This is a genomic window from Humibacter ginsengiterrae (assembly GCF_054780115.1).
In genome coordinates this window covers 264,791-289,631 of record NZ_BAAGWY010000001.1, presented here as the reverse complement: position 1 = coordinate 289,631, position 24,841 = coordinate 264,791, and the positions used below count along the sequence as shown (strand labels likewise).

General features: G+C 66.5%; 25 protein-coding genes and 2 tRNA genes. 13 read left to right on the top strand and 14 right to left on the bottom strand.

What is annotated here, in order from left to right; all coding sequences use genetic code 11:
• Positions 1-3: 3 nt before the first annotated feature.
• From ACYVII_RS01450 to pepN, 6 genes are all read right to left on the bottom strand, one after another.
• Entirely contained in the window at positions 4-1,725 is a 1,722-nt protein-coding gene (locus ACYVII_RS01450) for an FAD-binding dehydrogenase (protein WP_460529852.1), read from the bottom strand.
• 136 nt (positions 1,726-1,861) lie between these two features.
• Positions 1,862-2,254: a globin gene (locus tag ACYVII_RS01445; RefSeq protein ID WP_460529849.1), complete on the bottom strand. Its 393-nt coding sequence runs from the start codon at positions 2,252-2,254 to the stop codon at positions 1,862-1,864.
• Positions 2,251-3,492, bottom strand: a complete 1,242-nt coding sequence (locus ACYVII_RS01440; protein WP_460529846.1) for a mechanosensitive ion channel family protein — start codon at positions 3,490-3,492, stop codon at positions 2,251-2,253. Before ACYVII_RS01440 ends, ACYVII_RS01445 begins: the two co-directional genes overlap by 4 nt.
• A 214-nt stretch (positions 3,493-3,706) precedes the next feature.
• Positions 3,707-4,585 (bottom strand): ABC transporter permease subunit, encoded by an 879-nt coding sequence (locus tag ACYVII_RS01435; RefSeq protein ID WP_460529843.1) that lies wholly within the window; start codon positions 4,583-4,585, stop codon positions 3,707-3,709.
• The gene (locus ACYVII_RS01430) at positions 4,582-5,493 is read right to left on the bottom strand and encodes an ABC transporter ATP-binding protein (protein ID WP_460529840.1); all 912 of its coding nucleotides are present in this window, start codon (positions 5,491-5,493) and stop codon (positions 4,582-4,584) included. Before ACYVII_RS01430 ends, ACYVII_RS01435 begins: the two co-directional genes overlap by 4 nt.
• A 92-nt stretch (positions 5,494-5,585) precedes the next feature.
• Positions 5,586-8,126, bottom strand: a complete 2,541-nt coding sequence (gene pepN / locus ACYVII_RS01425; protein WP_460529837.1) for a M1 family aminopeptidase — start codon at positions 8,124-8,126, stop codon at positions 5,586-5,588.
• A gap of 166 nt (positions 8,127-8,292) precedes the next feature.
• On the opposite strand from pepN, the gene ACYVII_RS01420 reads away from it, so the two are divergent.
• The 3 genes from ACYVII_RS01420 to ACYVII_RS01410 all read left to right on the top strand — a co-directional run bounded on the left by ACYVII_RS01420 (position 8,293) and on the right by ACYVII_RS01410 (position 10,478).
• A complete protein-coding gene (locus tag ACYVII_RS01420) occupies positions 8,293-8,892 on the top strand; it encodes a mycothiol-dependent nitroreductase Rv2466c family protein (RefSeq protein ID WP_460529834.1) in 600 nt (199 codons plus the stop codon).
• Between the two features lie 81 nt (positions 8,893-8,973).
• A complete protein-coding gene (locus ACYVII_RS01415) occupies positions 8,974-9,462 on the top strand; it encodes a ribose-5-phosphate isomerase (protein ID WP_460529831.1) in 489 nt (162 codons plus the stop codon).
• Between the two features lie 5 nt (positions 9,463-9,467).
• Positions 9,468-10,478, top strand: coding sequence for an Fpg/Nei family DNA glycosylase (locus tag ACYVII_RS01410; protein ID WP_460529828.1), 1,011 nt, complete (start codon positions 9,468-9,470; stop codon positions 10,476-10,478).
• Positions 10,479-10,537: 59 nt separating this feature from the next.
• On the opposite strand, the gene ACYVII_RS01405 is transcribed toward ACYVII_RS01410, so the two are convergent.
• From ACYVII_RS01405 to ACYVII_RS01395, 3 genes are all read right to left on the bottom strand, one after another.
• Positions 10,538-11,023: a Dps family protein gene (locus ACYVII_RS01405; protein ID WP_460529825.1), complete on the bottom strand. Its 486-nt coding sequence runs from the start codon at positions 11,021-11,023 to the stop codon at positions 10,538-10,540.
• A gap of 84 nt (positions 11,024-11,107) precedes the next feature.
• A complete protein-coding gene (locus ACYVII_RS01400; RefSeq protein ID WP_460529822.1) occupies positions 11,108-11,713 on the bottom strand; it encodes a hypothetical protein in 606 nt (201 codons plus the stop codon).
• A 147-nt stretch (positions 11,714-11,860) separates the two neighbouring features.
• Positions 11,861-11,934 (bottom strand) — tRNA-Gly (locus ACYVII_RS01395).
• A gap of 166 nt (positions 11,935-12,100) precedes the next feature.
• Between ACYVII_RS01395 and ACYVII_RS01390 the strand changes: the two genes are divergently transcribed.
• From ACYVII_RS01390 to ACYVII_RS01360, 7 genes are all read left to right on the top strand, one after another.
• A tRNA-Pro gene (locus ACYVII_RS01390) sits at positions 12,101-12,178 on the top strand.
• A gap of 45 nt (positions 12,179-12,223) precedes the next feature.
• Complete coding sequence (gene tig, locus ACYVII_RS01385) at positions 12,224-13,594, top strand: trigger factor (protein WP_460529819.1); 1,371 nt, start codon at positions 12,224-12,226, stop codon at positions 13,592-13,594.
• Between the two features lie 101 nt (positions 13,595-13,695).
• Positions 13,696-14,172: a tetratricopeptide repeat protein gene (locus ACYVII_RS01380; RefSeq protein ID WP_460529816.1), complete on the top strand. Its 477-nt coding sequence runs from the start codon at positions 13,696-13,698 to the stop codon at positions 14,170-14,172.
• Between the two features lie 213 nt (positions 14,173-14,385).
• A complete protein-coding gene (locus ACYVII_RS01375; protein WP_440294764.1) occupies positions 14,386-14,970 on the top strand; it encodes an ATP-dependent Clp protease proteolytic subunit in 585 nt (194 codons plus the stop codon).
• Positions 14,971-15,007: 37 nt separating this feature from the next.
• Positions 15,008-15,682, top strand: coding sequence for an ATP-dependent Clp protease proteolytic subunit (locus ACYVII_RS01370; protein WP_460529813.1), 675 nt, complete (start codon positions 15,008-15,010; stop codon positions 15,680-15,682).
• A gap of 152 nt (positions 15,683-15,834) precedes the next feature.
• The gene (gene clpX / locus ACYVII_RS01365) at positions 15,835-17,115 is read left to right on the top strand and encodes an ATP-dependent Clp protease ATP-binding subunit ClpX (RefSeq protein WP_460529810.1); all 1,281 of its coding nucleotides are present in this window, start codon (positions 15,835-15,837) and stop codon (positions 17,113-17,115) included.
• Positions 17,116-17,194: 79 nt separating this feature from the next.
• Entirely contained in the window at positions 17,195-17,608 is a 414-nt protein-coding gene (locus ACYVII_RS01360; protein ID WP_460529807.1) for a four-helix bundle copper-binding protein, read from the top strand.
• A 2-nt stretch (positions 17,609-17,610) separates the two neighbouring features.
• Here the strand turns inward: ACYVII_RS01360 and ACYVII_RS01355 are convergent, their stop codons facing one another.
• On the bottom strand, positions 17,611-17,946 hold the full coding sequence (locus tag ACYVII_RS01355) for a hypothetical protein (RefSeq protein WP_460529804.1): 336 nt from the start codon (positions 17,944-17,946) through the stop codon (positions 17,611-17,613).
• Between the two features lie 140 nt (positions 17,947-18,086).
• Between ACYVII_RS01355 and ACYVII_RS01350 the strand changes: the two genes are divergently transcribed.
• On the top strand, positions 18,087-18,275 hold the full coding sequence (locus ACYVII_RS01350; RefSeq protein WP_460529801.1) for a hypothetical protein: 189 nt from the start codon (positions 18,087-18,089) through the stop codon (positions 18,273-18,275).
• Positions 18,276-18,299: 24 nt separating this feature from the next.
• Here ACYVII_RS01350 and ACYVII_RS01345 read toward each other — a convergent pair whose 3' ends face one another.
• Positions 18,300-20,327 carry a M3 family metallopeptidase gene (locus ACYVII_RS01345; RefSeq protein WP_460529798.1) on the bottom strand — a complete coding sequence of 676 codons (2,028 nt, stop codon included), beginning with the start codon at positions 20,325-20,327 and terminating at the stop codon, positions 18,300-18,302.
• A gap of 104 nt (positions 20,328-20,431) precedes the next feature.
• On the opposite strand from ACYVII_RS01345, the gene ACYVII_RS01340 reads away from it, so the two are divergent.
• Both ACYVII_RS01340 and ACYVII_RS01335 read left to right on the top strand, forming a co-directional pair.
• Positions 20,432-21,088 (top strand): helix-turn-helix domain-containing protein, encoded by a 657-nt coding sequence (locus ACYVII_RS01340; protein ID WP_460529795.1) that lies wholly within the window; start codon positions 20,432-20,434, stop codon positions 21,086-21,088.
• The gene (locus ACYVII_RS01335; protein ID WP_460529792.1) at positions 21,085-21,285 is read left to right on the top strand and encodes a hypothetical protein; all 201 of its coding nucleotides are present in this window, start codon (positions 21,085-21,087) and stop codon (positions 21,283-21,285) included. Before ACYVII_RS01340 ends, ACYVII_RS01335 begins: the two co-directional genes overlap by 4 nt.
• A 54-nt stretch (positions 21,286-21,339) precedes the next feature.
• On the opposite strand, the gene ACYVII_RS01330 is transcribed toward ACYVII_RS01335, so the two are convergent.
• The 3 genes from ACYVII_RS01330 to valS all read right to left on the bottom strand — a co-directional run bounded on the left by ACYVII_RS01330 (position 21,340) and on the right by valS (position 24,838).
• A complete protein-coding gene (locus ACYVII_RS01330) occupies positions 21,340-21,594 on the bottom strand; it encodes a hypothetical protein (protein WP_460529789.1) in 255 nt (84 codons plus the stop codon).
• A 2-nt stretch (positions 21,595-21,596) separates the two neighbouring features.
• Complete coding sequence (locus ACYVII_RS01325; RefSeq protein WP_460529786.1) at positions 21,597-22,052, bottom strand: GNAT family N-acetyltransferase; 456 nt, start codon at positions 22,050-22,052, stop codon at positions 21,597-21,599.
• 167 nt (positions 22,053-22,219) lie between these two features.
• Positions 22,220-24,838 (bottom strand): valine--tRNA ligase, encoded by a 2,619-nt coding sequence (gene valS / locus ACYVII_RS01320; RefSeq protein WP_460529783.1) that lies wholly within the window; start codon positions 24,836-24,838, stop codon positions 22,220-22,222.
• Between the last annotated feature and the right edge of the window lie 3 nt (positions 24,839-24,841).

Genomic DNA, 24,841 nt, shown 5'->3' with positions numbered 1-24,841 from the left:
CGGTCAGCCGAGGTCGGCGAGAACGCCGCGGGCTGCCTGCCTGCCGGAGAACAGGCATCCGCCGAGGAAGGTGCCCTCCAGCGAGCGGTAACCGTGCACTCCGCCACCGCCGAAGCCGCTGACCTCGCCCGCCGCGTAGAGCCCCCGCACCGCCTCGCCCGCGGCGTTCTGCGCGCGCCCCTCCAGGTCGGTCTCGATGCCGCCGAGCGTCTTGCGGGTGAGGATGTGCAGTTTGACGGCGATGAGCGGACCCGACCCCGGGTCGAGGAACTTGTGCGGTGACGCCACCCGGATGAGCTTGTCGCCGCGATAGCGCCGGGCGGAGGTGATCGCGGTGAGCTGAGCGTCCTTCGAGAAGGAGTTGTCGAGCTCGCGGTCGTGCTCCAGCACGGTGCGCTCGATCCCGTTCTCGTCGAAGGGCACGTCCGCCAGCTCGCGCATGCCGCTGAAGAGCTCGGGCAAGGTGGACGCCACGACGAAGTCGGCGCCGTGACGTTTGAACGCCTCGACCGGGCCTGGCGCTCCGGGCCTGACCCGCTGCAGCAGAAGTCGCACGTCCTTGCCGGTCAGATCGGGGTTCTGCTCGCTGCCGGAGAGCGTGAACTCCTTCTCCAAGATCTTCTGAGTCAGCACGAACCAGGTGTAGTCGTGTCCGGTGCGCTGGATGTGCTCGAGCATGCCGAGGGTGTCGAAGCCGGGGAAGAGCGGTGCGGGCAGCCGATTCCCCTCCGCGTCGAACCACAGGGACGACGGACCAGGAAGGATACGGATGCCGTGGTTCTGCCAGACCGGGTTCCAGTTCTGGATGCCCTCTGTGTAGTGCCACATGCGGTCGCCGTTGATGACGCGCGCGCCGGCATCCTCCGCGATCGTGATCATCCGCCCGTCCACGTGCGCGGGCACTCCGGCGAGCATGTGCGCCGGGGGAGTGCCGAGCCGCTCCGGCCAGTTCTGTCGCACCAGGTCGTGGTTGCCGCCGATGCCCCCGGACGTGATCACGACGGCAGGTGCGCGGAGTTCGAACTCTCCGACCACGTCGCGGTTGCTGGCGACACCGCGTTCCATGCCGTCGGGAGCGAGGAGACTGCCGCGCACTCCGATCACAGCGCCGCTGGCGGTGACGAGACCGTCGACACGGTGCCGGTGGGCCAGCACAGCTCTGCCTTCTCGCCCGCCCTGTCGTACGCGTTCGATGAACGGGCGCAACAGACCCGGCCCTGTGCCCCACGTGATGTGGAAGCGTGGCACGGAGTTGCCGTGTCCTCCTGCGGTGCCGCTGCCGCGCTCCGCCCACCCGACCACGGGGAAGAGCTTCACGCCCTTCGAGCGCAGCCACGAGCGCTTCTCGCCGGCGGCGAACTGAAGGTACGCCTCGGCCCACCGGCGCGGCCAGGCATCCTCGTTGCGATCGAATCCGGCGGTGCCGAACCAGTCCTGTCGCGCGAGCTCGATGGAGTCGTGGATGCCCATGCGTCTCTGCTCGGGGGAGTCCACGAGGAACAGTCCGCCGAACGACCAGAACGCCTGACCACCGAGCGACTGGGATGGCTCCTGCTCGAGGATGGCCACTCGCTTGCCGCGATCCAGCAGTTCTGAAGCGGTCACGAGGCCCGCCAGTCCCGCGCCGACGACGATGGCGTCGAACTCGCCGCTGAGGTCCACGGGGCGGTCTGCCGGTTCGGCCGATCGCGCGGGCGGGTCAATGGGGGTGTGGACCGTCGGCATCCGGGGTCTCCTTCGATCGGATCGCGTCGTCCCAGTATCGCGTGGGACAGCAGGCTCTGCGACGTTGCCGGATAACAAGTTGGTCAAGTGACCAATTCTGGTGCGGCCCCGCCGTTGGGTGAGTCTGGCGCGTGCCTCACTCCTCGAAGGTGTTCACCATCGCATGGGCGGCACGTTCGAGGTAGGCCCACAGTGTGGCGTCCTGCAGCGGTGGCAACTCCAACTCATCGAGGGCCGCGCGCATGTGCCCGAGCCAGCGGTCACGTGCCTCAGGGTTGACCTTGAACGGCTGATGCCTCAGCCGGAGTCGCGGATGACCACGCTGCTCGCTGTACGTCGTGGGGCCGCCCCAGTACTGCTCCAGGAACATCCGCAGCCGGTCTGAGGCGGGCCCGAGGTCCTGCTCCGGATACATCGGCCGCAGCACCGGATCATCGGCGACGCCGCGGTAGAACGACGCGACCAGCCGACGGAACGTCTCGTGTCCGCCGACCTGTTCGTAGAAGTTGTCTGCTATTGCGTCGCTCACTGGTTGCCCTCGTCGTGGTGGTCGCTCTGCAGCCCGTGCTCACCGGGTGACGGATGGCGGGGTGCGGCACCGCTGTCACGTGGCGGTGCCGGCTGCGGCTTCGTGATGGCCTGCGGATGCCTCGCCGTCGCCGGTGCACCGGATGCGCCGGCTCGGGCACCGCGAGGAGCGGCGTTCGCTTGTGCGGTCTCTTCGGAGGCACCGCGCTTGCCGCGGCGCTTCTTGAGCTTTGCATCCTGGGTCGTCACCACCGGGCTCGGTCGGGTGCGGGGCGGATGAGCGCCGGTGATGCTCGCAGCGCCGTCGAATCCGGTCAGCACGACGCTGGAGAGGGACGGCAGCGTGACATGCATCTCATCGAGCGCGGTCTTGAGCCGTTTGCGAAGCTCACGCGCGACGTCGTCCTTCGCCGTCGTGCGGGTCTTGATCACAACGCGGAGCACGACGGCATCCGTCGAGACCGACTCGATGCCCCATATCTCGGGCTTCTCCACGATGCGCGTCCGCCAGCGCGGTGAGGTGGCGAGCTCGGACGCGACCTGCATCATCCGATCCTCGATGGCGTCGACGTCGGCGTCGTACGGCACTGCGAGGTCGGTGATCACGCGTGCCCAGCCCTGGGACATGTTGCCCACGCGCAGGATCTCGCCGTTGCGCACGAACCAGAGCGTGCCGTTCACGTCGCGGATCTGGGTGATTCGGATGCCCACGACCTCGACCATGCCCGTCGCGGGGCCGAGGTCGACGACGTCGCCCACCCCGAGCTGATCCTCCATCACCATGAACAGGCCGTTGAGCACGTCCTTGACGATGTTCTGCGCGCCGAAGCCGAGGCCGGCACCGATCGCGGCGGTGAGGAGTGCGAGGGAGCCGAAGAGGTTCGGCAGGGCGATGTTGATGCATGCGACAAGAGCGATGATCACGATCGCGATGTTGACGATGTTACTGAGAACGGTTCCGAGCGTGCGGGTGCGCTGAACGAGCCGCACTGCCGCGATCGGGGAAGCGGTGAGCGCCTGGGTGTCTTCGACGTTCTGCTTGTTCTTGACCCCAGTCACGATGCGCCGAACGACACGCCGGAGCACGAAGTGCATCACCCATCCGATGAGGAACGCGACGGCAATGATGATGGCGATCTGCACGAGCTTCCAACCCCATTCACCGAGGGTTGTCAACACGTCGCTCCAGAAGGTGGGGCTGGTGAGGTTCGCGAGGGGGAGAGATGCGGAGAAGGTCATCGCGACCGATTCTAGGGGGCGGACTTGGCGCATCCTGGGCGGCGCCTTGGTGAATGGCGGATGCCCGTGAGCGGCGATGATCGCTACTCACGGGCATCCGTCGCCGGGTGGTGTCGCACCCGGCGGTCCCCCGGTTGGCGCTCGGTTCCGAAAGAGGCCGCGCACGCTCTGGATGGCGTCCCGGCGAGGGACACCGGCCGAATGATGTGCCGTTCTACACGTCGCGCTGCTTGGTCAGGATGGCGCCGACCGCGACCGTGACCGCGACCCACGCCAGCAGGACGAGCCCGCCTTGCCACGCGTCCAGCGAGACCACTCCGCTCGCGACGACCGTGTGAGCATTCGGCGGCACGTATGTGTAGAGGTGCTGCCCGGCCTCGGAGGGCAGGAACGACGCCACGTTGTCCACCCAGGTCGCCTGTGTGAGCCGTGCCAGCAGTGTGGCCACCACCGGCAGAACCAGCAGGAAGCCCAGGATCGTCGCTATGCCGCCTGCCGAGCTCCGCAGAATCGATCCGAGGGCGAAGGCGAGCATCGCGATGAGGGTGAGGTACGCCGCACCGCCGAGGAGTGGAAGCAGCACGCTCGACGAGAACAGATCGGGGTGCAGTCCGCGCCCTTCGAAGATCAGGGTGCCCACGATCGCCGAGATGCCGACCGAGATGACGCCCACGACGAACACCACGACGGCGAGCACGATGAACTTCGCGAAGTAGGCGCCGAGTCGTCGCGGGTCGGCCGTGTAGGTCGAGCGAATCATGCCCGTGGCGTATTCCCCGCTGATCACGAGTACGCCGAGTACGGCGACCGCCAGCTGCGTGAATGAGAGTCCGATGGTGGCAGCGGAGACCACGTAGCCGTTCGCCACATCCGTCGGCAGGGCGGAGACGTTCTCCAGGTGGTAGAGGCCGGCGGATGCCGCCGCCACGCCGACCGCGAGCACGATGACGATGCCGAGGCACCACACCGTGGAGCGCAGACTGCGTAGCTTGATCCACTCCGAGCGGAGCAGACCGGCGAAGGAGAGCCGGATGCCGTCCAGCGGACTCGCCGTCGGTGTCGGCCGGTTCAGGGTGCTGGTTGCCGTGCTCATCGTGCCACCTCCGAGTGGTATTCGACCTCGTCTTGAGTGAGTTCGAGGTAGGCCTCCTCCAGTGAGGCGTCGACCGGCGTCAATTCGTGCAGCGCGACTCCGTGCGCCGCGGCGGCATCGCCGATCTGTGCCGCATCCAGTCCCACGACCTCGAGCGCACCGTCGTCGAACGAGGTGACGGTCACGTCCGGTCCGGCCAGCGCAGCGGTGAGCGAGCGCACGTCGGGTGTGCGCACGCGCACCACTCGCCGTGTGGCGCCGGCGATCACCTCGGCGATCGGGGCATCCGCGAGCACACGCCCTCGGCCGAGCACGATCAAGTGGTCGGCGGTCTGAGCCATCTCGCTCATCAGGTGCGAGGAAATGAAGACAGTGCGACCCTCAGAGGCGAGGTGCCGCGAGAATTCGCGCACCCAGCGCACCCCCTCGGGGTCGAGGCCGTTGACCGGCTCGTCGAGGATGAGCGTGTGCGGGTCGCCGAGGAGCGCGGCGGCGATGCCGAGGCGCTGTCCCATGCCGAGCGAGAACCCGCCGACTCGCTTGCCTGCCACCGACTCGAGGCCGGTGAGGTGGATCACCTCGTTCACCCGCTTCTTCGGGATGCCGTGGGTCGCCGCGAGCGCGAGCAAGTGGTTGAAGGCGGTGCGGCCGGTGTGCACAGCCTTGGCCTCCAGAAGCGCGCCGACCTCGTGCAGAGGCGACGGATGCTGTGCGTACGGCTTGCCGGAGACGAGCGCGCTGCCCGCGGTCGGCTTGTCCAACCCCATGATCATGCGCATGGTGGTGGACTTGCCGGCACCGTTGGGGCCGAGGAATCCGGTGACGATGCCGGGACGCACCGTGAAGCTGACGTGGTCGACCGCCAGCTTGGGGCCATACCTCTTGGTGAGGCCATCGATTTCGATCATGACCTCGACGCTACGGAGACCGCGGGTCCGCGTCGTCAACCCACAGGATGATCGGGATGCATCCCACGGTCGAGATGCACCCCGATCAGCGACTAAAGCGCATCGCGCTCCTGTGCTCGCAGCGCCCGCTCCACCGACGCCAGGTTCTCCGACACGAGGCGACGCAGCGCGGCCGGCTCCTGGTTCGCTTCCAGCCAGTCGCGCGTGGCGTCCGCGAGCCGCTGATCGGCCAGTGGGAACGGGTACATGCCCTCGACGAGGTACTCCGCGATCTTGTAGGTGCGGGATGCCCACACCGACTGCAGTGCGTCGAAGTACTTCGTGACGTAGGGCTCGAGCAGTGCGGTGTCGTGCGCGCGCTGGAAGCCGACCCCGGTCATCCGCACGATGGTGTTCGGCAGGTCGTCGGAGTCGAAGACGCTCGCCCACGCCGCCGCCTTGCCCTCGGGGGTGGGAATCGCCGCGCGCGCCTGCGCGGCCGCCTGCGCGCCGGTCGCGGTGTTGTCGGCCGCGAGAGCGGCGTCGATCTCGGCGGAGCCGGCTTGTCCGCCGGCGACCAGCGAGGTGAGAAGCTCCCAGGAGAGATCCGTGTCGACGGTGAGGCCGTCCAGCACGATGGATCCATCGCGCAGTCCGGAGATCTTCGCCAACTGCTCCGGCGTGGAGGCGAGCACGGCGAAGAACTTCACGAACTGGAACTGCGCGTCGCTTCCGGCCTGTGCCGACGAGGCGAGCTCCCAGAGGGTGTCCGCCGCCTGTCGGGCAGAGGACTCACGACGATGCGGCGCAACGTACGAGTGCACGGTCAGCACGAGCTGGTTCAGTGTCGTGCGGAGCGTCGTCGACTCGGTCTCGGTGCCGATGTTGCCCAGCACGAGGCGCACGTAATCGCTCGCCTGCGTCTCGGCGTCGCGCGTGGCATCCCACACCGAGCCCCACACCAGCGATCGCGCCAGCGGCGACTCGATCTCGGAGAGGTGCTCGATCGCAAACGTCAGGGATTGCTCGTCGAGGCGGATCTTCGCGTATGCGAGGTCGTCGTCGTTGATCAGAACGAGATCGGGACGCTTCTTGCCGACCAGCTCGGGCACCTCGGTGCGCTCGCCGTCGATGTCCAGCTCCAACCGTCCGTCCCGCACGAGCTTGTTGCCGCGCAGGTTGTACAGCCCGATCGCGAGGCGATGCGGACGCAGCGTCGGGTAGTCCGGATGCGCGGACTGCAGCACGGCGAACCCGGTGACGTTGCCGTCGGCATCCGTCTCGATCTCGGGCCGCAGTGTGTTCACCCCTGCGGTCTCCAGCCAAAGCTTCGACCACGATGTCAGGTCACGGCCGCTGGTGGCCTCGAGTTCCAGCAGCAGGTCGCGAAGCTCGGTGTTGGAGTGCGCGTGCTTCTTGAAGTAGTTCGAGACGCCTGCAAGGAAGTCGTCCTGACCCACCCACGCCACGAGCTGCTTGAGAACCGACGCGCCCTTGGCATACGTGATGCCGTCGAAGTTGACCTGCACGTCTTCGAGGTCGTTGATGGTGGCGACGATCGGATGCGTCGACGGCAGCTGGTCCTGCCGGTACGCCCAGCTCTTCTCCATGGCCGCGAACGTGGTCCAGGCCTCGCGCCACTCGGTCGCCTCGGCGGTCGCCAGCGTCGAGGCGTACTCCGCGAACGACTCGTTGAGCCAGAGGTCGTTCCACCACTTCATCGTCACGAGGTCGCCGAACCACATGTGCGCCAGCTCGTGCAGGATCGTGACGACGCGGCGCTCCCTGATGGCGTCCGTCACCTTGGAGCGGAACACGTACGTCTCGGTGAACGTGATCGCGCCGGCGTTCTCCATGGCGCCGGCGTTGAACTCCGGCACGAACAGCTGGTCGTACTTCGCGAACGGGTACGGCACGTCGAACCGCTCCTCGTAGAACGCGAAGCCCTCCCGGGTCTTGTCGAAGATGTAGTCGGCATCCATGTACTCCGCCAGCGATGCGCGCGCGTAGACGCCCAGCGGAATGGTGCGTCCGTCGCGGCTGGTGAGCTCCGCGTGCCAGCTCGAATAGGGCCCCGCGATGAGCGCGGTGATGTACGAGGAGATCCTCGGCGTCGGCTCGAAGACGGTGGTCTTCACGTCGCTGTTCTGCTCGACGGATGCCACCGGCGAGTTGCTGACGACGGCCCACTTCTCGGGCGTGGTCACCGTGAAGGTGAACACGGCCTTGAGATCGGGCTGCTCGAACACCGCGAACATACGGCGGGAATCGGGCACCTCGAACTGCGTGTAGAGGTAGACCTCGCCATCGACCGGGTCGACGAAGCGGTGCAGGCCCTCGCCGGTGTTCGTGTACCGAGGGTGCGATACGACGGTCAGCTCGTTCTCGGCCTTGAGATCGTTCAGCTGGATGCGCACTCCGTCGTTGACGCTCGCCACATCGAGCGCCTCTCCGTTGAGCACGATCGAGTCGACGGATGCCGTTATCGCATCGATGAAGGTCGACGCCCCCTCCTTGGCGGCGAACTTCACCGTCGTCGTGCTGAGGAAGGTCTCGTCGCCCGCGGTGAGGTCGAGCGTGACGTCATAGCTCTGGGTATCGACGATGGCGCGGCGCTCGGCCGCCTCGATGCGCGTGAGGTTCTCTCCTGGCATGGTTCTCCTTCTTCTCCTGGCGAAAGGTGTCCGACGCAAGCTCGGGCTCCGGGCGCATCGTGTGCGCGGCCCGACTGTCAAGCCTATTCGGCGGTGCGGGCCGCCCACGAGAGCGGAACTGCGACGGCCGGCACGGCTCCGGGGCACGGCCGCTTAGATGGTGGTCATGACCGATGTTGACTTCTGGTTCGATCCGTCATGCCCGTGGGCCTGGATGACCTCACGCTGGGTCGACGAGGTCGCCCCGCACCGCGACCTGAACGTGACGTGGCACATCATGAGCCTGTACGTGCTCAACGAGGACAAGGACGTCTCCGAGTCCTACCGCGCGAAGCTGCCCCGCACCCTGCGCTATGCGCGGCTCGTCACAGCTGTGGGGGAGTTGCGCGGGCAGGAGGCGGTGAAGCCGCTCTACGATGCGCTGGGCACGCGCATCCATCCGGAGCATCGCAAAGACGCCGACGCCGTCATCGGCGAAGCGCTCTCCGAGGTCGGGCTGCCTGCCGAGTACGCCGAGTACGCCGACTCCGAGGAGTACGACGTGCAGCTGCGGGCCAGCCACGCCGACGGGATCGACCGCGTCGGACAGGATGTCGGCACCCCGGTGATCGCCGTGAACGGAACTGCGTTCTTCGGGCCGGTCATCTCACCCACTCCGCGCGGACAGCAGGCGCTGACGCTGTGGGACGGCGTGGTGGCGGCCGCGTCCTACGACGGCTTCTTCGAGCTCAAGCGCAGCCGCACCCGCGACCCGATCTTCGACTGACCTCCCCTTCCCTCGAGGGTGTGGGTTCTTCTCCTCGAGGGAGCGGGTTTCACCTTGGCGGGCGTCCCTAGACTGGTGCCCATGCGCATCCACATCGGCACCGACCACGCCGGACTCGAGTTCTCGCAGACCCTGCAGCAGCACCTGAGGGATGCCGGGCACGAGGTCATCGACCACGGACCGCAGGAGTTCGACCCGCTCGACGACTACCCGGCGTTCTGCATCAACGCGGCCAAGGGCGTCATTGCCGACCAGCAGGCGGGCGTGCAGGCGCTCGGTGTCGTGTTCGGCGGTTCGGGCAATGGTGAGCAGATCGCCGCGAACAAGGTGCTGGGCATCCGCGCCGCCCTGGTCTGGAACGAGAGCACGGCGCTTCTGGCACGCCAGCACAACGATGCGAACGTGATCGCGATCGGCGCGAGGCAGCACACGGTCGACGAGGCGATCTCGTACATCGACACCTTCATCGCCGAGCCGTTCTCGTTCGAGGAGCGCCACGTGCGGCGCATCGCGCAGTTGGCCGAGTTCGAGGCGACCGGCGACATCGCCGGCAAGAACGTCGACAAGTAGCGCGGATGCCTGAAGGTCATTCCGTTCACCGGATCGCCCTGCAGTTCAAGCGCAACTTCGTCGGCAAACGGGTGGCGGTCAGTTCGCCGCAGGGCAGGTTCAGCGCAGATGCCGCCCTCATCGACGGGCAGACGATGGTGGATGCCCGTGCCATCGGCAAGCAGCTCTTCCTCGAGTTCGAGAACGGGCTCTGGCTGCGTGTTCACCTGGGCATCTACGGCGCATGGGACTTCGCCGGCGAGATCACGGTGGACGATACGATCCGGTCCGCTCGCGGACGCATGGGGCAGACGAATCAGCGGGGGACGGTGCCGACCGAAGCGGTGTCGGAGGCGGGCGTTCCGGTGCTGGACTCGCGCGGTGAGGACTCGATCGCCAGCATGGGCGCACCCCGAAGGGCTCGGCTTCGGATGTCCGAGTCCGAGAAAGAGGACGACACCGCGTTCGCCTTCCCACCCGAACCGGTCGGCGCTGTGCGGGCCCGGCTGCTCACCGACACCGCTGTGGCCGACCTGCGAGGGCCGACGGCGTGCCAGGTGCTCGACGAGGCCTCCGTCGCCAAGGTGATCGCGGGGCTGGGCCCCGATCCTCTCGTGGATGACGGTCCGGAGGTCGAGGACCGGGTTGCGGAGACCATCACGTCGAAGCAGACGCCCGTCGGCCTGTTGCTGATGGACCAATCCGTGATGAGTGGCGTCGGCAACGTCTACCGGGCTGAGATGTTGTTCCGGGCCGGGCTGAACCCTCACACGCCGGGCAAGAAGGTTCCGAAGGACACCGCTCGAGCGCTTTGGCGGGATTGGGCGCACCTGCTCGACATCGGCGTGCGCACCGGTCAGATGATGACAATGGACGACCTCGGCCCTGAGGAGTGGGCGAAGGCGATGGCGAGCCGGGAGGATCGCCACTGGGTGTACAAGCGGGAGGGGCTCCCGTGCCGGGTGTGTGGGACGAACATCGCGATGGAACTCATGGCCGCCCGCAAGCTCTACTGGTGCCCTGTCTGCCAGGCATAGCAAGAGGGCCGCGACTTTCCGGTCACGACCCTCTTCCCGTTCTGTCGTGTTAGCCGCGACTACTTCGCGATGTGGGCGAACAGAAGCCAGCGGTCCTTATCGAGTCCGCGTGCGATCTCGATCGCGACGTCCTGGCTGGTCTGGTCGAGCTCGTCGAGTTCGCGCACCGCTGTGTTCACGGCGTCGAGCGCGACGTCGATCTGACCGATGACCTCGGCGATCGACTTGTCCGACTGCACGAATCCGTCGCTGAGCGGAGATGCCTTCGTGTTCGCGGCGACCGTTGCGATGCGGGCGTCGATCGGCAGCCCCAGTGCGACGATGCGCTCGGCGGCGAGGTCCGCCCACTCCTGGGCGTCGGCAACGAGCGTGTCGAGCAGTTCGTGAACGCCGATGAAGTTCGACCCGCGCAGGTTCCAGTGCGCCTGCTTGCCGTTGACAACGAGCGCCTCGAGCTCGATGACCACCGGAGTCAGGAACTGTGCCGTGCCCGCAGCGACGTCGGGATTGGTGGTGGCTTTCGGAGTGGTGTCGGTGTTGCTCATGGATGAATAGTCCCTTCGCTCATTGTCTCGATCAACGCTACGCGGCCGCCCGCATTCCGCAAGGAAGCGGAGGCTGGGCTAAGTTCAGCCCTTCGCGGCGCCGAGTCCGTTCACGACGAGGAGGATGTTCCCGATCAGCGCCAGCGCACCGAGCAGGAGAGCGAGCCATGCGACGATCCGCGTTCCGGTGTACATTCCGCTGCCGTAGCCGCGCACGCGAACCATCGACCAGATCGCCAGACCCATGCCGAACAGCGAGATCGGTTCGAGCAGCCACCACACCCATGCGGCCAACGAGAGCACGAGACCGATCACAGCGATCACGAAGGATCGCTGTTTGCGAACCTGCTCCTCTTCAGCGGTGCGCACTTTGCCCTTGGCAGGAGCATCGTCCGGCCAGACCGGAGCCTCGGCGCGCTCGCCGTACTCCGGTGTACCCGCGGCGGGGCCTTTTCCGGCGGCCCGCTGCGCGACCGCCGTGCGCTGCTGCGTGCCCTGCATCTTCTGCCTGTACGTCATCAACGTGACCCGCGCCTCGCCGAGCAGCTGCACCTCGGCCTTCTCCGCCTCGATATCGCCGGAGTGCGCGCCACCCGCCGCCTGCGCCTTGGCGGAGTAAGCGGCAAGGATGTCGGATGCCGAGGCATCCTTCGCGACGTCGAGAAGGGCGGCTGCTTCGTCTGCTGTCATGTTCGGGCCTTTTCGTGGGCGGAAGGGGCGGCGGAGCCGTGGACATTCTCCCAAAGACCGTGGACCTTCGTTGACGCCCTCTCGACCGTGTCCGATTGGAGTGTCACGGTGTCGTCCTGCAGCAACGACGGCCGACGTCAGAACCAGTGGAGGGGATGACGGGAATCGAACCCGCACCATCAGTTTGGAAGACTGAGGCTCTGCCATTGAGCTACATCCCCGAGCGGTGGTGAACCGCGCTGTGCAAGTGTAGTGCATGCCGGCTGAGGGGTGCGGAACCTGCCGGAGCGGGCATCCCTCTTTCTTCGGTAGACTGTGCGAGGTCATTTCGGCTTGCTGAACGCCCTGGCGCGTGCCCGGCCGGTCACCTAGCGGGTCACCACGATCCGGGGCGTAGCTCAGCTTGGCTAGAGCGCCCGCTTTGGGAGCGGGAGGTCGCAGGTTCGAATCCTGTCGCCCCGACCACGTCGACTCTGACTGAACCACTTTCGAAAACAGGAGATCTCCCACGTGAAGACCACGGTCGAGAAGCTGAGCCCGACACGCGCGAAGCTCACCATCGCAGTGACCCCGGAAGAGCTGCAGCCCAGCATCAAGCATGCCTATGAGCACATCGCCGGGGAGGTGAGCATCCCCGGGTTCCGCAAGGGCAAGGTGCCGCCGCCCATCATCGATCAGCGCGTCGGCAAGGCTGCCGTTCTCGAGCACGCCGTCAACGAGGGGCTCGAGGGCTTCTACCGCAACGCGGTCGAAGAGAACGACGTCAAGCCGGTCGGCCGCCCCGAGGCCGACATCACGGAGTGGCCCAGCGACAAGGACTACTCGGGTGACCTGATCGTCGCCATCGAGGTCGATGTTCGCCCTGAGATCACGCTTCCGGAGTACGACGGCCTCGAGCTGACCGTCGACGCGGCGGAGGTCACCGACGAGGACGTCGAGGCCGAACTCGAGCGCCTGCGCAGCCGCTTCGGCACGCTGGTCACGGTGGACCGCCCTGCGAAGAAGGGCGACTTCGCCCAGCTCGACCTGGTCGCCACGATCGGGGACGAGCAGGTCGACACCGCCAGCAACGTCTCGTACGAGGTAGGTTCCGGCGAGCTCGTCGAGGGCATCGACGAGGCGCTCGACGCGCTGTCTGCCGGCGAGACCACGACGTTCACCTCCAAGCTGCTCGGCGGCGATCACGAGGGCGAAGACGCTGAGATCACCGTCACGCTGAACGCCGTCAAGGAGCGTGAGCTCCCGGATGCCGACGACGACTTCGCGCAGATCTCCAGCGAGTTCGACACCATCGACGAGCTCCGCGAGAGCCTCCGCGGCGAAGCCGCCCGCAGCAAGACGTTCGATCAGGGCAACGCGGCGCGCAACCTGCTGGTCGGCCGGCTGCTCGAGCTCACCGAGATCCCGGTCCCGGAGGGCCTGGTGGAAGACGAGGTGCACCGCCACCTCGAGTCCGAGAACCGGCTCGAAGACGACGAGCACCGTGCCGAGGTTAAGGAGGCCAGCGAGAAGGCCTTCCGCACGCAGGTGCTGCTCGACGAGATCGCGCAGAAGGAGAACATCCAGGTCAGCCAGGACGAGCTGAGCAACTACCTCGTTCAGGCCGCCGCGCAGTACGGCATGGACCCGAACGAGTTCGTGCAGCTGCTCGGCGAGAACGGCCAGCTTCCGCAGATGTTCGGTGAGGTCGCTCGCAACAAGACGATCGCCGTACTCCTCGGCCGCGCCGTCGTGAAGGACTCCAACGGCCAGCAGGTGGACCTCTCCGAGTTCGCCGCGGTGAACGAGCCGGCCGACGAGGCTGAGGCATCCGACGAAGCTGAGGCATCCGACAACGCGGAGGCGACCGACGAGGCAGCGCCGGAAGCCGAGGAGAAGTAAGAAGAACAAGTCCGGCAAGGCGATAGGGTCTTGCGAGGGGGTGGGTGCGTTGCATCCGCCCCCTTCTTCTTGTTCGTCCCCTCTTCAGCGCGGAGGATGCCATGACCGACTGGGACCAGCAGTTCGACGCCGTGTGGGCCGACGAAGAACTGAGCGACATCGAACGCATCGAGCGCATCGACCGGCTGGCCGCGGTCTGGGGCGACAACGCCGTCGCGCTCTTCCACAGGGCAGGAGCGCGGGACTCCGCCGGACAGGAGGAAGAGGCCGAACCGCTCTACCGGCGCGCGCTGCAGTTGGGGCTCGACGACGATCACCGGGTGCGCGCCGTCATCCAGCTCGCCAGCACCCTGCGCAACCTGGGACGAGTGCACGAAGCGGTGTGGATGCTCGGTGACGAGCACGCGAATCACCCCACTTCTCCCTACCGGGACGCCGTCGCCGCGTTCTATGCGCTCGCTCTCGTGAGCAGCGGCGAAGCCCGGCGTGCATCATCGATCGCGCTCGGCGCGCTCGCACCACACCTTCCGCTGTACACGAAGTCCGTCACCGCGTACGCGAGAGAGATCGCTATCTGACGCTTCGTCCGCCATCGGCTCTGCCGACGGCAAGCTGCGCTTGCGGCGAGCCCTGCTTGTCTCGTTCGCCATCGGCTCTGCCGACGGCAGGCTGCGCTTGCGGCGAGCCCTGCTTGTCTCGTTCGCCATCGGCTCTGCCGACGGCGAACAGGGCCGTGACCGCGCGACCGCTTCGATAGATTCGAGAGCACGTACGAAAAAGGGAGCACGTTCATGGCCGAACCGACACTGCAACCCAGTGTTTTTGACCGACTGCTGAAGGACCGCATCATCTGGCTCGGCTCGGAGGTGCGCGATGACAATGCCAACGAGATCGCGGCGAAGCTGCTGCTCCTGGCTGCCGAGGACCCGAAGCGCGACATCTACCTGTACATCAACTCGCCCGGCGGCTCGATCACTGCTGGCATGGCCATCTACGACACCATGCAGTTCGTTCCCAACGACATCGTGACCGTCGGAATCGGCATGGCCGCATCGATGGGTCAGCTGCTGCTCACCGCCGGCACGAAGGGTAAGCGGTACATCACGCCGAACGCACGAGTGCTGCTGCATCAGCCGCATGGCGGATTCGGCGGAACAGCCAGCGACATCCAGACGCAGGCGCAGCTCATCCTCGACATGAAGAAGCGCCTCGCCGAGATCACTGCGGCCCAGACCGGCAAGACAGTCGAGCAGATCAACGCGGACGGCGACCGCGACCGCTGGTTCACCGCCCAGGAGGCGCTCGACTACGGCTTCGTCGACCACATCCGCGAGTCGGCGACCGACGTGGTCGGCGGCGGCGGAACCCAGGAGTAGGCGCAGAACGCGCACGAGACGAAGGACACCACACGTAATGGAAACCCCGAACTTCTCCGGTCTGGCCGGCGGACCGCGCATCGCGATGCCGAGTTCCCGCTACATCCTGCCCAGCTTCGAGGAGCGCACCGCCTACGGCTACAAGCGGCAAGACCCGTACGCGAAGCTCTTCGAGGACCGCATCATCTTCCTCGGCGTGCAGGTCGACGACGCGTCGGCCGACGACATCATGGCGCAGCTCTTGGTACTGGAGAGCCAGGACCCGGACCGCGACATCGTGATGTACATCAACTCGCCCGGCGGCTCGTTCACTGCCATGACGGCGATTTACGACACGATGCAATACATCCGCCCGCAGATCCAGACGGTCGTTCTCGGCCAGGCCGCCTCGGCCGCCGCCGTGCTCACTGCCGCAGGCACGCCCGGCAAGCGCCTCGCGCTGCCGAACGCACGCATCCTGATCCACCAGCCCGCCGTCGGTGAGGCCGGGCAGGGGCAGGCATCCGACATCGAGATCCAGGCGAACGAGATCATGCGCATGCGCACCTGGCTCGAGGAGACGCTCGCCCAGCACACCGGCAAGGATGTCGCACAGGTGAACAAGGACATCGACCGCGACAAGATCCTTTCGGCCGAGGAGGCCCGTGAGTACGGGCTGATCGACCAGGTGCTGAGCAGCCGCAAGAACCTGCCGGCTCTCACGGCGAAGTAGGTCGCAAGACACAAGAAGGCGGCGGAGGAGACGACCGGTCCTCCGCCGCTTTTCGCACCCGGGCACGAGATTGCCACACCCGACAGATGCCTACCGGTCATTGTCTGCACCACAGGTTAGGCTCGTACGAAGCAGCCCAATCGGGAGGTTCCATGGCTCGCATCGGAGAAAGCGCCGACCTGCTCAAGTGCTCGTTCTGTGGAAAGAGCCAGAAGCAGGTCCAGCAGCTCATCGCGGGCCCTGGCGTGTACATCTGCGACGAGTGCGTCGAGCTGTGCAACGAGATCATCGAAGAGCGCATGGCGGAGTCCGGTGAGGAGAACACCGGGCAGTTCGACCTTCCCAAGCCGAAGGAGATCTTCGCCTTCCTCGAGGAATACGTCATCGGCCAGGATGCGGCGAAGAAGGCGCTTTCGGTCGCGGTCTACAACCATTACAAGCGGGTCCGGGCGCGGACGACGCTCGGGCCGGCCGAGTCCGTGGGTGACGACATCGAGATCTCGAAGTCGAACATCCTGCTCATCGGCCCGACCGGATGCGGCAAGACCTACCTCGCGCAGACGCTCGCGAAGCGGCTCAACGTGCCGTTCGCGTTCGCCGACGCAACAGCGCTGACCGAGGCGGGCTACGTCGGGGAGGATGTCGAGAACATCCTGCTCAAGCTCATCCAGGCCGCGGACTACGACGTCAAACGCGCCGAGACCGGGATCATCTACATCGACGAGGTCGACAAGATCGCTCGCAAGGCCGAGAACCCGTCGATCACACGCGATGTGTCGGGGGAGGGCGTGCAGCAGGCCCTGCTGAAGATCCTGGAGGGCACCGTCGCATCGGTTCCTCCGCAGGGTGGGCGCAAGCATCCGCACCAGGAGTTCATCCAGATCGACACGACGAACGTGCTGTTCATCGTCGCCGGCGCCTTCGCAGGATTGGAAGACATCATCTCCTCCCGTGCGGGCAAGAAGGGCATCGGGTTCGGTGCGCCGCTGCACAGCAAGGGCGACGACGTCAACCTCTTCAGCGAGGTGCTGCCGGAAGACCTGCACAAGTTCGGGCTCATTCCGGAATTCATCGGCCGGCTGCCCGTCGTGACGACGGTGACGCAGCTCGACCGCGAGGCGCTCATTCAAATTCTGACCGTGCCGAAGAACGCGCTCGTCAAGCAGTACCAGCGCATGTTCGAGCTCGACGGCGTGGAGCTCGAGTTCGACTCTGCGGCGCTCGACGCCATCGCCGACCTCGCCGTGCTGCGCCAGACCGGAGCTCGCGGCCTGCGGGCGATCATGGAGGAGGTGCTCGGACCGATCATGTTCGAGGTGCCCTCCAGTGACGAGGTAGCCCGCGTCGTGGTGACTCGCGAGGCCGTGCTCGACAACGCGGCGCCGACCATCGTTCCGCATCGTCGAACGCGGCGCGAAGAGAAGTCCGCCTGAGTCCGTAGCAGTCGAGGCCGCTCGCGCGTAGCATCGCAACCGTCACGATGACGTAACGGGGGCTCCGATGGACACCAAGATGACGGCCGAAATGATGCAGAACATGTCGATGGATGCGATCGGCATGCCTGCTATGGACACGATGACCATGCAGGAGTGCATGGAGGCGTGTTCGGCGTGCGAGCAGGCGTGCACGATGTGCGCCGACAACGCCATGGCAGATGGCATGATCAAGTGCGCGTCGATGTGCATGGACTGCGCGGATGTCTGCAACACGATGATGCGTATGATGATGCGTCCGAGCGGGTTCGACATGGCCGCGATGGAGTCGATGCTGCAGGCGTGCATGGCGATGTGCTCGGCGTGCTCCGACGAGTGCGGAAATCACTCCGAGATGAGCGAGACGTGCCGCATGTGCGCCATGGCGTGCGATGCCTGCATGAAGGCATGCCAGGCCATGCTCGACATGATGCGTCAGGCCGAAGCGGTCTGAACTCAGGCCGCGCTCTCGGCGAGCACGTTGAAGCGCCGTGCGCCTGCGGAAAGCACGTTGTAAACGGGGTGCAGCGCGACGGGATCGCCCGCGGCCACCACGTCCGTGAGGTCGCCGTGGTTCCAGAGCGAGACCGGGCAGCCGTCCAGCGTCGCGGCCTCGACCCAGCCGTCGTTACGGACGCGGACCACGAGCAGGTCTTGCCACTGAGAGGGCGTGGCGGCCGCGAGGCGCAGCTGCACCGCGTGCAGTCCGTGACCTGGCCGGTTGTCCGCGCACATGCCCCCCTGCTCCCACGCGCACGAGGCGGCGGTGTGCTGGTCGGCTCGGACGGACATGACTTGGCTCCCTGCGTCGAGGAATCGTGGGTCTCGCGATTCGGTTCGTTCAGGGTACGCAGCAGGCGTTGACGAGCGCATCCGCAGTCGTCACACGACGACATACGGCCGCTTTGCGCCTGCCTCGATATAGTCGAGTCATGAGCAATGGACTCGGCCCGGGCTCGATGGGGCCGGTGACGATGAAGAGCGGCGGCGGTGCGATGCCGGGGTTGCCAACCGCTCCGGAACGAGTCGGCGGTCGGCTCCGCTGGTTCTCCATCGGCCTGACAACGGGGATCATCGGCACCCTCGTCGTGGTCGTCACCGTCCTCTCGTTGACACGCTGACGGTCCCGCACCGGCTCGGCGAATTCAGCCCGCCGCGTCGAGACCACGACGGCGCAGCAGCGGCTCGATAACGGCATCCCGGCCTCGGAAGTCGCGGTACGCCTCCAGCGGATCCTTCGAACCGCCTACACCGAGCAGGTGGCGGCGGAACCGCTCGCCTGCTTCACGGGAGAGCCCGCCGTTCTCCTTGAACCACTCGACGGTGTCCGCGTCGAGCACCTCGCTCCAGATGTAGGAGTAGTAGCCGGCGTCATAGCCGCCCGAGAACGTGTGAGCGAAGTACGTGCTCGCGTACCGCGGCGGCACGGCGGGATCGTGGAGTCCCGCCTCCCTCAGGGCGGCCGCTTCGAACCCCTCGACGGACTCCACTCTCGCGTCGGCGTCGATGCGGTGCCAGGTCTGGTCGAGCATCGCCGCAGCAAGGTACTCGCTGGTGGCGAAGCCCTGGTTGAACGCCTCTGAGGCGCGGATGCGCTCCACGAGCTCTGCAGGCATCCGCTCGCCGGTCTCGTAGTGGCGTGCGTAGTTGTCGAGCACGTCGGGCCACAGCAGCCACATCTCGTTGACCTGGCTGGGGAACTCGACGAAGTCGCGGAACACGTTCGTGCCGGCGAACTTCGGATACTTCGTCACGGCGAACAGCCCGTGCAGCGCGTGCCCGAACTCGTGGAACAGCGTGCCCACCTCGTCATACGTCAGGAGCGTCGGCTCGCCATCGGCCGGCTTCGGAACGTTGAGGTTGTTGACCACGATGGTCGATCCGCCGAGCAGGTGCGTGCGTTCGCCCAGCTCGTTCATCCACGCGCCGCCGCGCTTGGAGTCTCTGGTGTAGAGGTCGTTGATGTAGAGGCCGATCGCCGTGCCGTCTTCGTCGAAGACCTCGAACACACGGGCATCCGGGTGATACGCGGTCAGATCCGCGCGTTCCTCGAAACGAATGCCGTACAGCCGGTTCGCGGCGAAGAACACGCCGTCGCGCAGCACCCGCTCCGCCTCGAAGTACGGGCGCATCGCGGCGGTGTCCACGTCGTACTTCGCCGCGCGCACCTTCTCGGAGTAGTACGCCCAGTCCCACGGCTCGATGTCGAAACCGGCGGATGCACGCAGGTCCTTCTTCTCCGCGGCGGCATTCCGGGCTGCGGCCGGGGCGAGGCGGCCCAGCATGCCAGCCACGGCATCCGGAGTGCGCGCCGTCTGCGAAGCGGTGACGTAGGCTGCGTGGTTCGCGAACCCGAGGAGGCGGGCACGTTCGGCGCGCAACGAAGTGATGCGCAGAACGAGGTCGCGTGTGTCGTGATCGCCGCCGTGAATGCCCCGGGAGCGGGATGCCCGCATCACGCGCTCGCGCACACCACGGTCGGTCAGCCGCGCCAGGTACGGGTGCCCGGTGGGCAGTACCAGCGTGATCAGGTACCCGTCGAGCTCGCGCTCATGCGCGGCCTGCTCAGCCGCGGAGAGCTCCGCAGGGGAGAGACCATCGAGCTGCGCCGCATCGTCCACGTGCACAGCGAGGTCGTTCGTGTCTGCGAGAAGGTTCTTCTCGAACCGGGTCGAGAGCGTGGAAAGCTCAGCGTTCAGTTGCTTGAGACGTTCCTTGTCGGCATCCGCGAGTCCGGCGCCGGCCAGCGTGAACTCCTCGTGGTAGCGCTCGACGAGATAGCGGGACTCCGCGTCCAGGCCCAGTTCGTTCAGGCGGGCGTGCACGGCACTGATGCGTTCGTAGAGTGCGGGATCGAGCCGGATCGCGTCTTCGTGTGCGGCGAGGTCGGGTGCGAGTTTCTCCTCGATGGCGCTGATCTCGTCGCTCGAGTCGGCCGAGCTCTTGTTGAAGAACACCTCGGAGACATGGCGCAAGAGACGGCCGGAGCGTTCCAGGGGTACGAACGTGTTCTCGAAGGTGGGCTCCGCGGGGTCGGCCACTATCGCGGCCACCTCTGCACGGTGGTCGGCCATGGCCTGCTCGAACGCGGGGAGGTAGTGCTCGTCGCGGATCTCGGCGAACGGGGGAAGGCCGTGCGGAAGCGTGCTGTCGCTGATGAGCGGGTTCGTCATGTGCCCAGCCTAGGGCCGAAACTCGGCATCCAAAGAAGTGGTTGCAAAGGACACTATGCAAAGCAATCCTTGCAAAGGATACTTTGCACGCGTAGTCTCGTGGCATGAACGACGAAGAGCCGGCCGAGGCGACTTCGGCAGCTGAGGGGGGAGAAACCTCCGAGCGGCCGCTGCGTCGCACCGATCGCCACATCGACCTCGCAGCGCTGAAGGTGATGGCCCACCCGTTGCGGGTGCGCATCCTCGACGAGCTGTCTAAATTCGGACCGCTGACAGCCAGTGGCCTGGGAGAACGTCTCGGAGAGTCGAGCGGCGCCACCAGCTATCACCTGAGGCAGCTTGCCAAGCATGATTTCGTTCGCGAGGTGGAGGGCAAAGGCAGCGCAAGAGAGCGCTGGTGGCGCCGGGCGCCGGTCGGGCTCTCGATGGATCCGACGGAGCTCGGCGACACCGCTGCCGGACGCGAGGCGTACGACCTCGTCAACAGGGAATTCCGCAGGAACCAGGAGAACGCGCTGAACGACTTCATGGCGCGGGCGGCCGACACGTTCTCCGAGACGTGGCTGAAGGCCAGCACGATCTCGACGTCCAACCTGCGCATGACGGCCGAGGAGCTCGCCGAGCTCTCCGCGAAGGTCTATGACGTGCTCGACGAGGCGATCGTCGCCTTCCGCGAGCGAGAGGTGCCGGCAGGGGCGCGGCCGGTGCAGGTGCAGTTCAATGCGTTCCCGATCATCGGGGGAGTGGAGCAGGGATCATGAGCACGATCGGAGCGGTTCCCGCTCGCGGATTCGGGCGAGGGCGTGCAGCGATCAGGATCGGCAGGGCATTGGTCTCCTGGGGCGAGCGGCGTGAGCGACTCGAGGCGGAGCGGCAGGCGCTCTACCGTCGTCAGGCGGAGGTCGAAGAGCAAGCCGCGGTGCGCACGGCCGCTCTGCGGGGGCAGCTGCTGCCCTGAGTTGCGACCTCGCCGTGGGCCGACCTCGTCGAACCAACGCGCGGTTTGACGAGGTCAACCGGCGATATCGCCGTCGTCTGGCTGGGAGACGGTAGCCGTGTCCTCTTCGGGGTGATAGCGGATGACCGTTCCATCATCCAGTTCCACAACGGGCTTGCCCTCGAGCCAGGTCAGCGTCCACCGCCAGGTCGAGGCGTCGACGTCGAGCGCCTCGAGCTCATCCTCCACGGCCCGCACGGCGGAGACGACGACGGAGGGAAGGCGATCCGGCGCGGTGCCGCCAACGGGCCAGCGGGTGCCGAGTTGCACGGTCAGGACTCCTGAGGACGCAGACGGTAGACGGTCTCTTCGGAGGCATCGGCGATCTCGTCGTAGAAGCCACGGACATCCGAGTCCTCCGGCTTCGCCAGCCACTGCACGACGCGAATGCCGGACGCGGCGCCGAGGGAAGCGACGGCTTCGATGAGCGTGCGCCCGTAACCCTGCTCTCTGTGCTCCTCGAGCACGAAGAGGTCGTCGATGTGCAGTGCGTGGCCGCCCTCCAGGGGACGCGGCACGTCGTGGAAGTGCACGAGGCCGACCAGGGCGCCTTCGTCGTCGACGGCGACCAGCCCGCGCTCGCTGTGCGCGGCATCCGTCAGCCAGCTCCACACCAGGAGAGCGCCCTGGTCGGTGAGCTGGCGTCCGTAGAACGCAGCGTAATCCTCGTAAAGGGCGAGCCAGGAGAAGAAGTCTCCCTCTGCCGGTTCGCGGATCGTGATTCCCATTCAATCCCCCTCTGGGCACGCCCTTCGCGGTACGCGCGAGACGTGTCTACAACCTATTGTCAGGCGGAACAGTGCGCCTAGAGGCAATTGAGGCGAGAGCCGAGCGAGTTCACTTGCTCGGTCGAGCCGATTGAGCCTCTGAGCGGCACTGCCGCGATAGACCATTTCTACGCGGCAGACTCGTCCGCGAGTTCCACCTCGACCGTCAGCTCGTCGCCCGGAACGAACTCGAGTTCGGCGATGCGGCCGACGGCACGGATGTCTGCAGCGGCCTGCTCGATGGCCCGCAGATCGTCGTCGGGCGCGGTGACGACGGCACGGGCGACCGGTGCCTTCTGCGACGCCTTCGCCGACGTCTTGGCTCCGCGGATGCCCGTCAGCACACCCGACGTCGCCTTCAGTACGAGCGGTGTCGACTCGCCCGCCGCTGCTCGCACCTCGTCGGCGGAGGGCCATTCCGTCGTGTGCACTGAGCCCGCCTGGAACCAGGACCAGGCCTCCTCCGTGGCGAACGGGATGACCGGGGCGAACAGCCGGAGCATGGTGGAGAGCGCGATCCGGAGGGCGGCCACCGCCGAGCCGGCGCCAGGGCCCTCGCTGTAAGCGCGTTCCTTGACCAGTTCCAGGTAGTCGTCGCAGAACGTCCAGAAGAACGATTCGCTCACCTCGAGCGCCCTTGCGTGGTCATAACCGTCGAGCGCTGTGGTCGCGTCGGCGACCACGTCGGCGAGCCAGGCGAGCATGCTGTGGTCCAACGGCTCCGTGACTGCACCGTCGCCCTCCGGGAAGCCAAGGATGAACTTGGCCGCGTTCAGCACCTTGATGGCCAAGCGCCGCCCGATCTTGATCTGCGTCGGATTCTGCGGGTCGAACGCGGAGTCGGTGCCGAGCTTGCTGGATGCGGCCCAATAGCGCACCGAATCGGAGCCGTGCTTCTCGAGGATGTCTGCGGGCGTCACGACGTTGCCCTTGGACTTCGACATCTTCTTGCGGTCGGGATCGACGATGAATCCGGAGAGAGCAGCGTGCCTCCACGGCGCGACGCCCTCCTCGAGCTGAGCACGCAGGAGGGTGGAGAACAGCCAGGTGCGGATGATGTCCTGACCCTGCGGACGGAGGTCGTAGGGGAACACGGACTCGAACAGCTCCGGGTCGCGTTCCCAGCCCCCCACGATCTGCGGAGTGAGCGATGACGTCGCCCAGGTGTCGAGGATGTCCACCTCGCCGACGAATCCGCCCGGCACGCCACGCTGCGCCTCCTCGAACCCGGGGGCGGTGTCGATCGTGGGATCGACCGGCAGCTGCTCCCGAGCAGGCAGGATCGGGTGGTCGAAGTCTGTCTCGCCATCCGCGTCTACCGGGTACCACACGGGGATCGGCACGCCGAAGAACCGCTGTCGCGACACGAGCCAGTCGCCGGAGAGCCCTCCGATCCAGTTCTCGTAGCGCACGCGCATGAAGTCGGGGTGCCAGTCGATCTCGCGGCCGAGCTCGATGAGCCGGTCGGAGAGCTTCCCGTCGCGCGCGCCGTTGGTGAGGTACCACTGGCGGGTCGAGACGATCTCGAGCGGCCGGTCGCCCTTCTCGTAGAACTTGACCGGATGTGTGATCGGCTTCGGATCCTCCAGGAGATCGCCGGATGCCTTCAGCAGCTCGACCATTGCCTGCTTGGCCGAGAACACGGTCTTGCCCGCCAACTGGGCGTAGGCGTCCTTCGCCTCCTGCGTGGCGATCGCCTCGGGCGGGTCGGCGAGCACGCGGCCGTCGAAGCCGATGATCGGGCGAGTGGGCAGGTCGAGTTCGCGCCACCACGTCACATCCGTGATGTCGCCGAACGTGCAGACCATGGCGATGCCCGTTCCCTTGTCGGGCTCTGCGAGGTGGTGTGCGAGCACCGGTACCTCCACGCCGAACACCGGCGTGCGTACGGTCTTGCCGAAGAGCGGCTTGTAGCGCTCGTCACTCGGATGCGCGACAAGGGCCACGCACGCCGCTATGAGTTCGGGACGCGTCGTGGCGATGACGACAGGGCCGGCCTCGCCGTGGAACGAGATCGTGTGGAACGCGCCAGGTTGGTCGCGATCCTCGAGCTCCGCCTGCGCGACAGCGCTGCGGAACGTCACATCCCACAGTGTGGGAGCCATCGCCTGGTACGCCTCGCCGCGCTCGACGTTGCGCAGGAACGCGAGCTGCGAGACGAACATCGACTCATCACCGATCGTGCGGTACGTCTGGTTCCAGTCCACGGAGAGACCGAGCTTGCGCCATACCGCTTCGAAATGCTTCTCGTCTTCCACCGTGAGCTTTGCGCACAGCTCGATGAAGTTGCGCCGCGAAATGGGCTTCTGGTCGGCCGCTCGCGAGCTCTTGTTGTCGCCGCCCTCATACGGCGGCACGAAGTCGGGATCGTACGGCAGCGACGGATCGCACCGCACGCCGTAGTAGTTCTGCACCCGGCGCTCGGTGGGCAGCCCGTTGTCGTCCCAGCCCATCGGGTAGAACACCTGCTTGCCCCGCATGCGGTGGTAGCGAGCGGCGATGTCCGTGTGCGTGTAGCTGAAGACGTGCCCGATATGCAGGGAGCCAGAGGCTGTGGGCGGCGGCGTGTCGATGGAGTAGATCGCCGACCGCTCGGCGGCCAGGGCTGCGTCCCGGTCGAAGTGGTAGGTGCGCTGAGCGCGCCACCGTTCGTCCCACACCTGCTCGAGACCCTCGAGCGCCGGCTTGTCGGGGATCCTGCCGAAAGCGGTCGTGGCGGATGCGTCGTGGTTCGCGGCGTCGGTCATGGC